This is a genomic window from Paenibacillus sp. OAE614, assembly GCF_040546645.1.
In the GTDB taxonomy this organism is placed as follows: domain Bacteria; phylum Bacillota; class Bacilli; order Paenibacillales; family Paenibacillaceae; genus Paenibacillus_AQ; species Paenibacillus_AQ favisporus.
In genome coordinates this window covers 3068867-3084254 of sequence record NZ_JBEPOD010000001.1, presented here as the reverse complement: position 1 = coordinate 3084254, position 15388 = coordinate 3068867, and the positions used below count along the sequence as shown (strand labels likewise).

Annotated in this window: 13 protein-coding genes; 1 reads left to right on the top strand and 12 read right to left on the bottom strand. The window is 49.5% G+C overall.

The annotated features are described in order from the left end of the window. Nucleotides 1-127 precede the first annotated feature (127 nt). The gene (locus ABIE48_RS14205; RefSeq protein ID WP_192714165.1) at nucleotides 128-2137 is read right to left on the bottom strand and encodes a WD40/YVTN/BNR-like repeat-containing protein; all 2010 of its coding nucleotides are present in this window, start codon (nucleotides 2135-2137) and stop codon (nucleotides 128-130) included. A gap of 341 nt (nucleotides 2138-2478) precedes the next feature. Between ABIE48_RS14205 and ABIE48_RS14200 the strand changes: the two genes are divergently transcribed. Continuing rightward, the gene (locus tag ABIE48_RS14200; RefSeq protein ID WP_354519113.1) at nucleotides 2479-3234 is read left to right on the top strand and encodes a DJ-1/PfpI family protein; all 756 of its coding nucleotides are present in this window, start codon (nucleotides 2479-2481) and stop codon (nucleotides 3232-3234) included. Between the two features lie 222 nt (nucleotides 3235-3456). Here the strand turns inward: ABIE48_RS14200 and ABIE48_RS14195 are convergent, their stop codons facing one another. The 11 genes from ABIE48_RS14195 to ABIE48_RS14145 all read right to left on the bottom strand — a co-directional run bounded on the left by ABIE48_RS14195 (nucleotide 3457) and on the right by ABIE48_RS14145 (nucleotide 15308). Then, nucleotides 3457-4311 carry a phosphotransferase gene (locus tag ABIE48_RS14195; RefSeq protein WP_192714166.1) on the bottom strand — a complete coding sequence of 285 codons (855 nt, stop codon included), beginning with the start codon at nucleotides 4309-4311 and terminating at the stop codon, nucleotides 3457-3459. Nucleotides 4312-4582: 271 nt separating this feature from the next. After that, a complete protein-coding gene (locus tag ABIE48_RS14190; RefSeq protein WP_192714167.1) occupies nucleotides 4583-5227 on the bottom strand; it encodes an SDR family oxidoreductase in 645 nt (214 codons plus the stop codon). A 378-nt stretch (nucleotides 5228-5605) separates the two neighbouring features. After that, nucleotides 5606-6082 carry a Cys-tRNA(Pro) deacylase gene (gene ybaK / locus ABIE48_RS14185; RefSeq protein ID WP_192714168.1) on the bottom strand — a complete coding sequence of 159 codons (477 nt, stop codon included), beginning with the start codon at nucleotides 6080-6082 and terminating at the stop codon, nucleotides 5606-5608. Between the two features lie 184 nt (nucleotides 6083-6266). Beyond that, a complete protein-coding gene (locus tag ABIE48_RS14180) occupies nucleotides 6267-7256 on the bottom strand; it encodes a phage baseplate protein (RefSeq protein ID WP_192714169.1) in 990 nt (329 codons plus the stop codon). A 247-nt stretch (nucleotides 7257-7503) separates the two neighbouring features. Next, on the bottom strand, nucleotides 7504-9138 hold the full coding sequence (locus ABIE48_RS14175) for a thiamine pyrophosphate-binding protein (RefSeq protein WP_192714170.1): 1635 nt from the start codon (nucleotides 9136-9138) through the stop codon (nucleotides 7504-7506). Further along, nucleotides 9135-10742, bottom strand: coding sequence for a two-component system sensor histidine kinase NtrB (locus ABIE48_RS14170; protein ID WP_354519109.1), 1608 nt, complete (start codon nucleotides 10740-10742; stop codon nucleotides 9135-9137). Before ABIE48_RS14170 ends, ABIE48_RS14175 begins: the two co-directional genes overlap by 4 nt. A 216-nt stretch (nucleotides 10743-10958) precedes the next feature. Continuing rightward, nucleotides 10959-11837 carry a hypothetical protein gene (locus ABIE48_RS14165; RefSeq protein ID WP_192714172.1) on the bottom strand — a complete coding sequence of 293 codons (879 nt, stop codon included), beginning with the start codon at nucleotides 11835-11837 and terminating at the stop codon, nucleotides 10959-10961. 224 nt (nucleotides 11838-12061) lie between these two features. Then, a complete protein-coding gene (locus ABIE48_RS14160; protein ID WP_192714173.1) occupies nucleotides 12062-12274 on the bottom strand; it encodes a hypothetical protein in 213 nt (70 codons plus the stop codon). Between the two features lie 153 nt (nucleotides 12275-12427). Beyond that, a complete protein-coding gene (locus ABIE48_RS14155) occupies nucleotides 12428-13447 on the bottom strand; it encodes an ABC transporter substrate-binding protein (protein WP_192714174.1) in 1020 nt (339 codons plus the stop codon). A 16-nt stretch (nucleotides 13448-13463) separates the two neighbouring features. Then, a complete protein-coding gene (locus ABIE48_RS14150; RefSeq protein WP_192714175.1) occupies nucleotides 13464-14225 on the bottom strand; it encodes an ABC transporter ATP-binding protein in 762 nt (253 codons plus the stop codon). Nucleotides 14226-14228: 3 nt separating this feature from the next. Next, nucleotides 14229-15308, bottom strand: a complete 1080-nt coding sequence (locus ABIE48_RS14145) for a FecCD family ABC transporter permease (RefSeq protein ID WP_354519106.1) — start codon at nucleotides 15306-15308, stop codon at nucleotides 14229-14231. Nucleotides 15309-15388 lie beyond the last annotated feature (80 nt).

Below are 15388 nucleotides of genomic sequence, written 5' to 3'. Positions count from 1 at the left end.
CCTTTCTTCTTACTTCAATTTAATTAGATTTTAGTTCAAGCGATGGATAAAAAAAAGCCGCTGTTTGGCGGCAGCAAATGGGCACATGTTGTCAGCTTCTCCGATTTCCGGCTAGCCTTGTCGATGATCACTGCTGAACGGACCAGCTCAGCCCGCCATCAGCCGTCACGGCAGTTCCCTGCAGGAACTGAATCCAGCCATGCTGCGGATCGGAAAAGCCAATCGATCGGACGTCTACCATCTCGGCATCCGCGGGAAAAGGATGATCCGCCCAGGTTCGGCCCCCGTCAGCAGTCGTCAGGAGCCGTGTAATCACACCGTCTTTGGCTTCGAAATCTTCAAAAAGCATATACCCGTGCGTTTCATCGCTAAAATAGACAGCGTCCGGATACCAGTCCTTGTCCAGCGTCAATACGGTTTGCGCCGAATGGTCCGCACCGAAGCGAACGAGCTCAAGACTTCCCTTGGTGTCCGTCTGCTTCAGCAGCCATCCACTGGTATAGGAGGTCAAGGCGACTTGCATCTCACTATTTTCTTTGCTCACCAGCGTTTTGCCCCAGGTCTTGCCGCCATCCGAAGTGCGATAAATAGCCTTCCCTTCTCCTGTGGCGAACAAGACACCATGATTTGTGTCAAAAAAACGGAAGGCTGAAACGTCGGATATCCCCAGCTTGTTCAGCGATTCGCTGGAAACTTCATACCAGGTGAGCCCGCCGTCCTGGGTTTTCAATAAAACATGCTGGGGGTCTTTATCCCGGAAAGCGATCATGAAGCCTTCTTTCTCACTGACAAAGCTAATTTTCTCGAGCCGGATATAAGAATCCAGGGAAGCGATGATCTTCCAGCTCGCCCCACCGTCGATCGTTTTCAGGACCTTACCGCTGTCCAGCTGGGTCCCGATGCCAAATCCGAGTTGACGATCGATAAAAGCCATGTCCTCCGTCGGACTGCCATACGGCTCGGATAGCGGATAAGACTCCTGCCAGCTTATTCCCCCGTCAGTCGAGTGAATGAGAAAATCGGAGCCGCTCATCCCATCGACGGCGGCCCATATTACCTTAGCGGACACCATCTGTACCTGATTTACTGCCACCGCCTTGCTCACGCTGGTAAAGCTGCGGCCGCCGTCCTTCGTCAGCCAAATGCCTCCTTCGACCGGTCCCGCGCCTGGGTGCAGCGAAATTACGCCGGATTTCCCGTCGATCAGCTGAATACCGTTTACATAAGGACGTCCCGTCCGCTGTGTGCTCATTTTAGTCCAATGCTTACCTCCGTCAACGGTACGGTAGACGTCCCCGCTCAGCATCCCCTTCTCATTTGTCAGGAGCCAACCGGTATTTTCACTCGCAAACTGGATTTGAAAGGCAGACAAAGGCGAATCCTTCGCAGAGAGATCCAGCTGTTTGGACCATGTCCGCCCACCATTACTAGTCTTTACAACAGCAAGCTTGGTATCATCCTTGCCGACCGTACCGACCACATAGCCGGTGCCGGCTTTCGGAAAGCTGGTGCTGATCGGTTTGAAGTCCTTGATTCCGAACACAGCCGTTTGAAAATGATTTCCCCCATCCTGCGTGAGAAGCAGGCGGCCGTTTACGAGCATCGCGCCGCTTTCCTCATTTACGAACGACAATTTCCGCAGAATGGGATTGCCCTGGCTGTGGTCCTCATGGGATTCGGACTTCCATTTTGTCATCCAGCTGCTGCCGCCGTCTCCGGTTTTCAGCAGGCTGATCTGTTTGCACTGCAGCTGTCCTGCGCTGCTGGAACAGTTGTCTTCGACCAAAGCATACCCGGTTTTGGCATTGATAAAATCCAGGCTGCGTATATACTTCCCAGGCAAAACCTGTTCCTGCCAATGCGTTCCGCCGTCCTGGGTGGACAGCAGCCTTAGTTGAGCGTCAGTGCGCTCTTTGACCGCAAATCCCGTTTTGGAGTCGACGAAATCGATGACCGGGAGATCATACGGGATATTCCCGTTCCAAATGAGCTCCTTTCCCTGCTGCGGCTGAATGGGGATATCAGCCGAAGACAGCGCGGCCGCTGCTGGTTCCGCCCCTTTAGCACACCCCGTAAGAACGGCTGCCAAAATGGACACAAGGACTGCTGCTCTGAAATGCCTGCGTCTTATTCTCATGTTTAACGCCTCCTTCATCCGCGCAAAAAACATTCTGTAAAATAAATCTCCTGTGCTTTAACCGTCCAAGGCTTAAGATTGTTCATGACAAGTTTATTATAGAGTTTGCTTTAGTACGATGGGTTAAGGATTGTTCTCGTTTTGGAGTCAAGATTTTCATATTTTCATGGTTCGATGTATTGTGAGGAGTTGTTTATCCTTTTGTGACTTTTATAGAACGCCGTTTGTGATATTCGCTTGATATGATTCTACTGCTAATAAAAAACGCATGAGCTATATTGCCTGGGCTTGGTGCGAAGAGAAAGGAAGATTCAGAATTGAGAAAGATGTTTGCATTATTTTTGTCATTGGCATTGGCACTCAGTCTGGCTGTCCCCGCCGCAAGTGCGAATGCTGCACCAGACAATCAAAACAGGAAGGATAACCTTCATGTTCAAGTCGTGCTGTTCGATGGATTCGATTTGCTCGACGCCTTGGCGCCCTATGAAGTATTTACCGCTGCGGGTATGTATTCCGGTGACAAAGTGACGGTCGAACTGGTGTCTGCAGAAGGCAAACGTTCTGTTCCGAGCGGGCTGGGTGGACCCTCTCTGGAAGCGAAATCCAAGCTGGACCCCCATCAACCGGGAATTATTGTGGTGCCTGGTGCTGCTGGCAAGCCGGCGGGAAATACTCCTGATACCATTCCGAACCTTCTTTGGAAGGCGAAGCAAACGTCCTTAACCAGCATGATCAAACAGGCAATGAACGATAAAGAAGTGACGGTAGCAACGGTATGCGGAGGTTCCTTATTGCTTGCCATGGATGGACTGCTGAAAGACCGGCATGCCGTGACCAATCCGATTGGCATGGCTGCGTTAGGTGCGGCGGGCGCAATCCCGGTAGAGGCCAGAGTCGTTGAGGATGGACCACGCTTGGTCAGCGGCGGAGGCGTGACTTCGGGATTGGACGTTGCTTTATACTTGGTCGAACGCGAGTTGGGGCCGCAGATCGCTAACGCTGTAGAAAACTTATTCCAGTACGAGCAGCGCGGCACGGTATGGAAAGCCGAAGGCACGGCGCCCATCGACTTTTTCAATAATACAGCTGTAAAATGAGCGAACGCTGTTCTTTTAATAAGGTCAAAGATCGTCGTCTGAGCTGAAAATGTAGTTATGAACATAATAAGGCACCTCTAAAATGCCTCATGGTCATGTAAGAGGTGTCTTTTAGTTAACGTATCAGGATCATTTCGGTCGAGACGAGCTTCATCAGCAGGATAGAAGTAAGTTCGCACCGAGGGTCGGTAGTTTTTGTTATTGGGGTTAGTCGCTGTTAAGTTAGATCTGCTTCAGCTCGAGGTCGCGAGCAATTTCGGCAATAAGGCGGTCGAACCACGGCTTCCCCTGAGGAACCCATTTCCTGGCCGTTTGGGCATACCATGCGAGATGCAGGAAATGATAGATTTGCATAATGCCGATCGGGACGTAACGAACAGGATCAATACCCAGCGAATGTAATAAAGCTGCAGCATCCAGCGATACCGGCCCCCGAATCGGGCGCTGCCAGTCGAGGACCCGGTACCCGTCGTTTGTCACCAGCACATTTTCCGCTTTGAGGTCTGCATGAACATATCCTGAAGGTGAACGGAGTCCGGTAAGCAATGCCGGGGCTTGACTCCACTCGCGCAGTTTGTTGACCTTGCCGATGTCCACTTCCTTGAAGCTTCCTTCATGAATACATTCGGAAATATCATGAAGAGCAGCCTCGATATATGCGGCCCATCCTTCTTCCGTACTGATGTCGAACATGACAGGCAAATCACCATGGATCTGTGAGATCATGTCTATCAGATCATTGGCGATGCTGGCTGCCTCCGAATCTTTTAAAGGAACGTCCTTCAGCCGCGGCGCCTCGATTTCTTCCATTAGCATAGCCGTCATATTGTCCTTCGCTTCGATCACGCGTACCGGCACCAGGAGCGGAGATTGGGCACGAGCATAAAATTGGGCTTCCAGCGTTGGTGGTGCCTGCACTTTATAAATGTAACGGCCTCCCTGCTCCGTAACCATGCGCTGAACACACGATAACGGCCATTCATGGATGGTGATCCGTTGTGAGACCGGGCTGCCTAGATATTCTGCCAGTTCTTCGTCGTCGTGAAGCAGCAAATCAAACGATGGATGACGATGCATATGATCCTCCGCTCCTTTTCAAAATACTCGGCTTATTGGTACTAGTTTTAATTTGGCGGGAAACAATTCGGAATCTTTCTTATTTCGTGATAGCGATCGGTTATCCTCCTTGATCCATTCAACCTTTGCAACCAATGATCGCTGATGAAACGGAGCGGCAGGGTAGGACATCGCGGCAAAAAGCCGCTTATTCAGCGGCTTCGATCTTATCACAATGTACTTACCGTAATCTGGTTTATCTAGAAATACACCTCAGGTCTCTACGGTATGTTTATAACGCGTTTAACGCTTCCAGGATTGGGGTTTCACCACTAATCATATCAAAAGCTTTACCGATCGTATGAGAATTTTCCAATGATGTTAGTAAAGCCTCAGCTACATCTTCACGGGGAATTTTCCCCCGATCCAGGTCAACCGCCGCACTGACCTTCCCCGTTCCGGGTTCATTAATCAGCCCTCCTGGGCGAACAATCGTATAATCCAGGCCGCTCTGCTCAAGCCAAATATCCGCATAATGCTTCGCGGCGCTGTAGTAAGGCGCACTCTCCATCCAAAGCTCACGGTGATGGACCCCGATCGCGCTCACCATGATGAAGCGGCGCACTCCGGCTTGTTTGGCAGCCTCCACCGACTTGATTGCACCATCCAAATCAATCATCATCGTCTTATCGGCTCCTGTATGGCCGCCCGAGCCTGCAGTAAATACAACTGCATCAGCCCCCTCGGCAGCGCGGGCAATCTCATCGATACTTCCTTCCAGGTCAGCAAGCACCGCTTGCACGCCCTGCTCTTCAAATGCCGCTTTCTGCTCGTCGCTTCGCACCATTGCGATGGGGTTGTGTTTATTAGATTGCTGCAGCTTTCTTACAAGATGCCGGCCAATTTGGCCATTGGCTCCGATAATCAGTACGTTCATAATAAATCCTTCCTTTCTTCTATACTTAGATCAAAGTGTTCCGTATACATAGGCTTAATTATGGATAGATAAGATTGTCTTTAATCCAAAAAATGAATTCCACCATTTTCTTTTTTCGCCCGAATCACAATTTTCCCCAAACATTGCTCTGATTTCAAGGCCTTGCTTTCCATATTTGTTATGGATTAGGGCTATCTTTTGGTATAATCATCCTGAGGTGTTTAACGATGGATGGAAAAAGATTTGTACTGATCTTGGTCATTGTTTTAGTGTTGATTGGCGGCTTTTTTATCGCATTTATGCAGCTTTTGAGTTCAATAGGCAAAATCTGACTGGACCTGCAGGTTGATGTGTTTGAACCCGTTCCATCATCGCGGGCTAACTGTACACAAGATCGGCCAGCACTCCCTCCGCAGCTGCCGCTAAGTCCTGCCCACTTAGAAAAATTTGCAAACCCCGTCTTCCTCCGCTAATGCTGACAACTTCCATGGAGCTCACGGATGTATTCATATACAGCGGATACTTCTTTTTCATGCCCAGTGGAGACACGCCGCCCCGGATATACCCTGTTAAGGATTGAATGTCTTTCACGGGCACCATCTCCACTTTTTTATTGCCGCTTGCAGCGGCCAGACTTTTCAGATTCAGTTCCCGGTCGCCTGGAATACAAGCAGCGAGGACCCCTGTCTTATCCCCTTTTAAAATGAGCGTCTTGAACAGCTGGCCGGGCTCCAGCCCTACTTTCGCGGCAACCGTTGCCGCATCCAGCTGATTTTCGTCCCATTCATATTCGTGCAGCGAATACTTGATTTGAAGCGTGTCGAGTATTCGGCAGGCATTCGTCTTGGCTGACAATTTTCTTCACCTTTCCTTTGCAATGACGATTCGTTAAATAACTGGCAGTTGAATAGCTCCGTACTATTTTATCATGGTAACGGACGCCTGGAAAAATCTCATCATCGCTGCCAATAGAAAAACAACCTGAACCATGCTCAGGTTGTTTTCTGTCTTTTCATCGAACCAGCTAACACGATCGCGATTAAAAAATGCTGTCTGGAACGTAATAAATTTTCTGGGTATTCTGCTTACTGTCGGGATTGGTTACGATATTAAAATAAACGTTCCCGTTTTTGTTTTGTACACCCTCGATTTCATGTTTTCCCACGTTGGTGATTTTCACCAGGCTCTTATAAGCTCCTGTGTTAGATATCATAGCAATCTGCGGGGTGTTTCCTTCAGCGCCGCCAGACGTATAAATTTCCGTTTTGCCAAGCAGGTCGGCGCCTTGGAAGGAACCGTTCGGTCTCACGATGGCACTGCCCGACTGGGTAAAGCTGGATATACACGCTGCCTTCGCCGCCGCACTATCCAGACGGACCTGCTCGTTGCTGTCCAGCAGCTTGTTCAGTTTAACCGTATCATAAACGGACCAGGTGACCTTTCCTTGCTTCGTTTGAACCCGGAAAAAGGTATATGTGCTGTTTCCGCCGCCGTCAACACGGTACGTGTCGCCTAGTCTTGTGCCCTTTTTGTTGGCGTAATTCATATACGTGAACCGGTGAAGATCCGTATAATCCAAGGTCTTGCCGGCCGAATATTGAAGTCTCGCAACCTGGAGCGACCAATAATTGCTTGTTGAAGGATCGGCTTTTGAGCTGAAGTAAAAATAGTTGATCCCTTTGTAGGTATACATATCAAGCGTTTGCCCGTGACCGGCATTGGTGATCTTCATTTCATCCTTGTATGTAGCGGTATTGCCGTTGATAACCAGTCTAGATAGATAGACAGTCCCTTTGGACCGCTGGGTAACATATACGTACTTTGAAGCAATATAAGCTTTCTGAACCGCCAGTTTATGATGAAGTCCTTTAAGGTTGTATGCCAGTTTCGCCGAAGCGTTGACGGTTTTTCCCGGCGATGCCGCAAAGGCGGTCAGACTCGACATCCCAAAGAGCAGGATGGAAAGAGCAACGAAGCAGAATAATTTAATATGCTTGTTCCTTGAGATCAATGACTGAAATGAATACATTTTGTTCATACCTCCATTAAGAGTTGTTAGCATTATGCTAATAGAAATAACTGGCTATGAAAACCGTTTTTCAAAGAATTAGGGCTAAATACTCACATGATTTGCCCATATTTGGGATGAACCCAATTCCTAATGCCGCAAAACAATTCTCTCAATCTATCAGAAAAACGAAGATTTGCAAAAATAAAAAAGCGCCGATATGGCGCTTCTCTCTCGTGATCCGGTCAATTCGGTATGCAAAAATTTCTTAATCGAGCTTCATTTGCCGGGCCAAGGTGGAAGGGATCTCCTCTTTGTCCACGATCACGTCAATCACAAAAGGCTTATTGAGCTGCAGTGCCTGTTTAAAAACAGCCGTAAATTCGCTGAGCGTGGTGCACCGTGCGCTGTCCGCTCCCATTGAAGCCGCATACGCTGCGGCATCCAAAGGCTGCTTAAAGACCGTGCCGTCGGTTCTTCCGGTAAACTCGCGCATCCCTTTTAATGCCATATCCAGCTGTCCGTTATTGATGACGATAAAAATAACCGGAAGCTGCTCGGCGACGCAGGTCGAGATTTCGGAGCCCAGCATAAATAAGCAGCCGTCTCCCGTCAAGCAGATGACGTTCTGGTCCCGGTCGGCAAATTTTGTACCAATCGCCATCCCGATCGCATTGGCCATGGAAGCAAAATAGGAATCGAAGAAAAATGTGACGCCCGGCTTTACATCCAGCCAACGGACCGCATGGTACCCATGTGCGCCATCATCAGCAAAAACCGTGGTTTGCTCAGGGATGATATCCCCTACCGCCTGGCAGACTTCCGCGACCGAAAGGGACTGAAGCTCGGGCAGCGGATCATGATACCGCTCACCGAACCGCATGTCATCACTCACATTGTCATTAGGATACAGGCGCAGCAGCTCCTCGAGATTCGTTGTTATATCGCCAAACACATGCATATGCTCAGCCTGTATAATCCCGCCCATAAATTCATAGGAGATATCGAACTGAATGATTCTTTGCGGGAAATAAGAACGGTCCAAGCCCGCCAGTGCGGTATCGCTCAACCGCGATCCCATCACCAGCATAAGGTCGACACCCGACTCCAGCAGGTGCTTGGCTTTTTGGTGCCCGCCCAGACCAAAAGGACCGTAATATTGTGGATGCATCGAATGGATGCTCCCCTTGCCACCGGGAGTTGTGACGACGGGAACCTGAAACTGCTCGGCGAACCTGGCGAGTGGCTCCTGAGCTCCGGAGAGGACGACCCCTTTTCCTGCCAGAATGACCGGGTTTCGGGCGGCTCTCACCTGATTTACCACATCCGTCAGATTGGTTGCGGCATAGTCTAGACGGCTTGACGGAATATGGATATTCGTCTCGGTTACCGGCGAAATCATCACATCAAACGGGATGCACAGATGCACCGGACCTTTGCGCCCGGTCATGGCTTCGCGCAGCGCATGATTAAGGATCGCCGGGAAGGTATCGGCGCGGGAAACCATGGTGCTGAACAGCGTAACGGGTTTCATAATTTCCGCTAAATCGATGCCGAATAACGAGGAATCCTGGCATTGCGGTATTCCGGTTTCCGCCGCCGACTGATGTCCCGTGATGAATAGGACGGGAAGGCAGTTCATTTTCGCATGGGCTGCGGCAGTGACCAGATTGGTCCCTCCCGGTCCTGAAGTTCCGACGACCACCCCCAGCTTTTTCCCCGCAAAAGCATAACCTCCGGCTGCAAAACCCGCCCCGCTTTCATGTCTCCCCAGAATAAATTCGATCCCCTGGTTGCCAAATTCCAGAATCATAGGGGCAACGGATTTGCCCGGAATACCGAAAGCATGCTGAATATCCAGACTGACCAGCGTTTCAACTAAGAGCTCTACGACATTTTTCACACAGGACACTCCTTTAAAATGCCTGACAAAGGTAATCGGATATTGAATTCCGTTCCTGCACCCAATCTGGAATCGACGGTGATCTCTCCGTTGTGGTTGTTAATAATGCGGTAGGATACGGATAGACCCAGGCCCGTTCCGTTCTCTTTGGTCGTAAAAAAGGGATTCTGTATTTTTGTGAGGTTTTCAGGACTAATACCGATGCCATTGTCAGTAATAGTGATGGTTAGATGTTTGTTTTGTATGGTAGAATTTAAGGTTACGGCTTCTTTAGGCTGGGACGCTTCAACGGCATTTTGTAAAATATTGATCAGTACCTGCTTAATTTGCGAAGCATCGGCATACAGGATGTCCTGGTCACCGGTATGGTAATCCCGGATAAACCGGATATCATGCAGCACTGCCTGCCCTTCCATAAAATCAAGCACACTGTCAAGGAACAGATTGATTTCGATCGGCTTGACGATTGGAAAAGAAGGCTTGGACATCGTGACAAAATCCGATACGAGATTTTTGACGCGCACCAGCTCCTCGTTTACAAAACCCAAATAACGGGTCGTGTCCGGGTCCAGCGGCCGCTCGCGGATAATTTGCACAAAGCCCATGATGGAGGTTAATGGGTTACGGATTTCATGGGCTAAACCGGCGGCCAGCTTGCCGATGGCCGACAGCTTTTCGCTGACGATGATCTGCTGCTCCAGCAAATAACGTTCGGTAATATCCCGCAGCTGTGCATAGGCGCCTTGGATGATCCCATTTTCAAATATCGGAATGATGTCGGCAAGGCAAACCGTGCGTGTCCCGCCGGCGTGAAAATGAACCTCGATTCCCCGCTGCCGCTGGCCGTTAGCGATTGTTTGCAAAAAATGCGGTCCGAGCTCCGTAATTTGATAGGAGGACTGTCCGACGGAAATATAATCGGGGATGATGTTTAGGGCGACGTGGTTGAAATCGACTATAATTCCGGAGCGGTCAGCCAAAAGAATTCCGGTATCCAAATTGTCGACCATGAGATGGTGCAGATCCAGCTGCCGCTGGTTTGTTTTCCTGAGCTTCAGCTCCCTTCCCATAGATTCCACCATATTCACAAGCATGGCGAGCTGGTAATTGCTGAAATCAACGATGCTTGTCATCAAGGAGATCGTTCCTTCGCGCACCCCATGATTTCCTGGAACCGAAAAAGGGACGCTGTGGCAGGCCGATTCGTGCAGAACAAGATGATAATGATCCGTCCCTACCGTTTGAAACGGAATTTTGTTCTCCAGTGTGATCAGCGTCGCACATATCCCCACCTCTCTCTCAATCAGCAAGCTCCCTTCTTTAATATTCAGCTGTGAAAGATGTTCTCTAATAATCCGATCACCGAAGGAATCAATTACCAAACCTTTGTCATCCGTGACGAGGAATGAAACCATTTGCCCGTTTAGTAATTGAATCGTGTTCTCTCCAAATCCCTTGGTAACCTCCAGAATGTCGGCATATAGCCGCTTCTGTCTCTGTAGATGTTCTTCGGACACGGTTGTTAAGGGAGAGGGAACATCTGTTGGCTGCATTCCATAAGCGATGCAACGTCGTCGAACCTCGGCGAGGTAATTGTTTTCCATGTGGTCGAACCCCCAAATTACGACTGTACTTCCTATATCTTATAGTAAATCTGGCGTAAGGAATATAAATATTTTGGGGATTAGGCAATATTTTCAAAGTTTATGTCGAACAAACAAAGAGGCGGTCCCCAGGTCTATGGACCCAGGGACAGCCTCTTTATGGTGCTAAAGATAATCACAAATCATCTAATCATCCATGGTTTCAAATCACTGATTTCAAATGGCTTCTTCAACCGAAATCGCTCCGACCGAAGAGGAAAGCGTAATGACCGGGCCCCCGCCGTTGAAGTCGGTAGAACCGCTCGATACACCGGAAATTGTTCCGAGTTCGCTCTGAACCTTCAAGGTGCAAGACAAGGAAGTTGCAAGTGCCGCTTGGACTCCGCCTACATCGGTGCCTACCTGAAGTGTGCTGTCCTTCTCCATTTCCTGGATGTCCACACGGACGCTTCCGGCATCCGATTGGATTCTGGATTTCCCTGCAACATGCGCTCCTTCAACGGTTATACTACCAACACTATTTTCAACCTGATACGATCCGTTCAGGTTTTTCATCGTTATGCCGCCGACATCGTTCACAATTTCATAACCGGTGATCCGATCCGGCACGTTGACGACATATTCGATTAATAGCTCGGATTTCCCGAAACGGGACTCTGCCCAATCCCATAAATCTCGTTTTGGATCCCTCTTTGCATGTGTCACGATTTCCATCGTGTCGTTGTTATCCACAATGGAGGTTTCCGCTTGCTCGGCAATATTGCGGTGAGTTTGATCATTTAAAAACCAGATGGTGGTCTCCACGGTGATCTTATTTCCTGCTCCCCGTACGAGAGTGATATTCCCTGCTTTATGGTGAATTTGTACCGATGAATCCGCCCCAACTTCCCGCTCGGCCGTAAGCTGAATGCTGTCACCCTTGCTTTTGATGCTTTCTTCGATACCGCTCACTTTATCCATGACCGTTGTTCCGGCAGTCATCGCCGTCTCGTGCGCCCCCTGCTTGAGCTTTTGAGCAGCATCCTCCACGGTTCCGCAGCCTGCGAGCAGCATGACGGCAAGTACAGCGGTCGTCCCTGTGATTATGTTTTTCATTTGTACCCCCAGTTTCTTCCTGTTTGGTTATGTATAATATTAATTATAAGGAAAATCGTATGGAGCACACCTATCAAAAGGCCAGTGTGATCACTAGACCTTAGTCGAGGATAACGGAATGGACGAGAAGCCCATCAGCCTGCTGGGTATAGATATGAAAGTCTTCACGACAAAAAAACAGCCCGGATCGTTCCAGGCTGTCGTTCGGTATGCTAATGACCCATTCAGCTTTTAGACGGAAGCTGTTTTTCGCTGTTTTTTCCAAAGCCGGACTCATACACCGTAAAAAAGGAAATGTTCGAAGTTTGCACCCGATGCTCATTCAATTCTACCCATTCCTCGCTCTTCAGCCTGGAAATTACACCGCTGACGTCATCGGATATAATATTGAGTGCTTCTCCGCCGACAAAATGAATCGTAATACTGGTCTCGCTCATCGCTCCCACCTCCCATTCATTTCCTATTGGCATAGTATGGCCCAGGCTGTTACTTCTTATTTACACAAATCAGAAGGAAGGAAATCTGATGGAGGAGCGGCGATTCTGTCGATTACAAAGTGTTGCCATGACGCGCTTCTATATGATATGAAACTATTTAAACAAGTCAGGATACATTTCTTTGGCCAGCTTTTCCATCCCGTCGATCGTATTGTAGCCATAGCCAAACATATAGTTGTAGTCCACCGCATAGATTTGCTTGTTTTTGATCGCCTTCATGCTGGACAATTTGGGATTTGCATAAAGCGCCTCTTTGAGCTTATCCTGGGACGTGCCGCCCGTCGTGCTCCAGTCCGGGATGATGAGTACATCGGGGTCTGCCTGAATCAGCATTTCGACGCTGACCTCGCCCGTTTCATTTTTAAAGACGTTGTCCAGTTTAACCATTTTGAACGCATCATTAAAAAATGTTTCTTGTTGGGCTGCGTATACGCTCACTTCCTTCGGATCGCTCATATGGAGATAGGCGAATGTTTTCTCCGCTTGGATACCCGCTAGTTTGGAAGCGATGCCTTCCTGCTTCCCTTTCAGCTCCTGGATGAACGACTCGGCCTTATCTTGTACGTTAAAAATTTCACCTAGATGTTCAATATCTTTGTAAATCGAATCATAGGTTCCCCCGGTCACGGACGATTCCAGAACATAGGTTTTGATTCCCATGCCGTTCAAGGTGTCCACCGTGCCGACTCCCCAATCGGCGTTATCGAATAAGCCGCCCCGTCCGTAAACCAGGTCAGGATTGGTGCCCAGCGTAACCTCTTTGCCGACGTACTCGTCACTAAGGATATTCAGTTTGTTATATTCCGATTCGACCGCTGGATCCGGTGCCCCGAAATTCGCGCCGACCCCGGCAATTTTGTCGCCAAGTCCAAGGTGAAGCAGCAGTTCCGCTGACGGGCGGGTATTGGCCATGATGCGTTCTGGCGCCTTATCGAATACCTGCTCTTTTTTCTCCCAGTGCGTTCCGCCTTCCGCCTTCGTGAAATTTTCGATCGTGACCGGATAGTGGCTGGCAGCCTGGGCGTCCGGTTCACTGGTTTTCGCCGCATTTCCGCAGGCGCTGAGCACCAGCATTGCCGCAATCCCGGCAGTCAGCAGCAGATGTTTTTTCACTTGTCTTCCTCCCCTTTTATAGACCATAAGCAAATCCCAACCCGTTCGTAACCGGATTGATAAATGTCTTACACTTGATCTGGTACAGCGCTTCAATGTTCTCCGGCGTCAGCACCTCTTCAGGCGTGCCATGCGCATATACCTCGCCATGCTTCATGGCATAGAGATAATCGCAGTAATGAGCGGCCATTTCCAAATCGTGAAGCGCGGCCAGTACCCCGATATCCAACCCTTTGACACAAGTCAAAATTTCGAGCTGGTACCGAATGTCGAGATGATTCGTCGGTTCATCCAAAATCATGAACTTAGGCTGCTGTGCGATCGTTCGCGCCAAAATGACCCTCTGCTTTTCCCCGCCGGACAGCGACAAATAGCTGCGCTCTTTATAATCCAGCAAATTCGTTCTCGCCAAAGCTTCTTCCACAATCGCCATATCTTCCGCTTTGTCGGATTCCAGCCGCTTCTTGTGCGGCGTCCTGCCCAGCATGACCATCTGCTGGACCGTTAAATCAAAATTCATCTCATTGAACTGGCCCACGACGCCAAGCCGCTGCGAAACTTTCTTTTCGTTCGTTTTCAGCACATCCAGGTCGTCTAAATAAACGGTCCCTTTCTGCGGAACCAGGCTCTTGTATATGCTTTTCAACAGTGTGGATTTCCCGCATCCGTTGGGACCGATCAGGCCAACGAACTGCCGGGTTTTGACCTGGATCGAAACGTTCTTGACGATATCTTTTTTGCCGATCCGGACTTGCATTTCCTTTGCGGTCAACTCCATGTCTCACCCTCCGAAATTGTAGCCTTTTTTCACGATCATGTAGATAAACAGCGGCGAGCCGATCACCGACGTCACGATCCCGATGGGCAGTTCCACATTATGAATCAGCGTTCTGGATAAAATATCCGACCAGATGAGGAACAATCCGCCCAGCAGCAGCGTTCCGGCCGTCAGCCGCTTATGATCCGCGCCAAAGATCCCCCTGCCGATATGGGGAATGATTAAACCGACAAAACCGATCATACCCGCATAAGCAACCATCGTACCGGTAATAAGCGCCGCGGCGATCATATAAAACTTGCGGTAGGCACTCAAGTTAATGCCGAGCGTAATGGCTGACTCGTCCCCGAGCAGCATCGTATTGAGCACACGGTGCTGCAAAAGGAACAATGCGCAGCCGAGCAGTACGACCGCCGCCATGATTGGCGTTTTATCCCAGCTGGAGGAAGCCAGACTCCCCATGGACCAAAATGTGACGGTCTTGATGCCCTCCGCGTTGTTGGCAAAATAAATGACCAGGCTGGAAAAAGAACTGCACAAGGCACCGATGACAACGCCGGATAAGACGAGCTTTACCGATGTCGCTTTGCCTCCGATGCTGGATAACACCAGCACGGCAATCGACGTCACCATAGCCCCCGCAAAAGCCCCGAAGGCGACGCCGAACTGGGACAGCAGCGCACCGCTGCCGAATCCGACCAGGATCGCAAAGGTTGCCCCCAAGGATGCGCCGGAAGAAATGCCGAGAATATACGGATCGGCGAGCGGATTTTGCACGACTGCCTGCATGATCGTTCCGCATAAGGAGAGCCCCATGCCGATCAAAAGGGCAAATATGACGCGGGGCATCCGGACTTGCAAAATGATGTTGACGTAGGAGTCGCTCTCGACATGGCTCATCGATCCCCATTTGCCGTTGGTCAAGGCATGAACGATGATCTCCCACGCCTGCCTGAAAGGAATATGTACCTGTCCAATCGATACGGAAAAGACAGCGGATAATGCGATTAGAATAATCAAGATCAAAATCACTGCATAATAGCCGCTTCCCAACCTAGTAGTTGCTCCTTTCTTCGTATTCAAAAATTCACCTCCTATCGATGCGTACCGATGTCTGTCTATGTAATGATAATGATAATGATTATCATTATCGAATATATTAA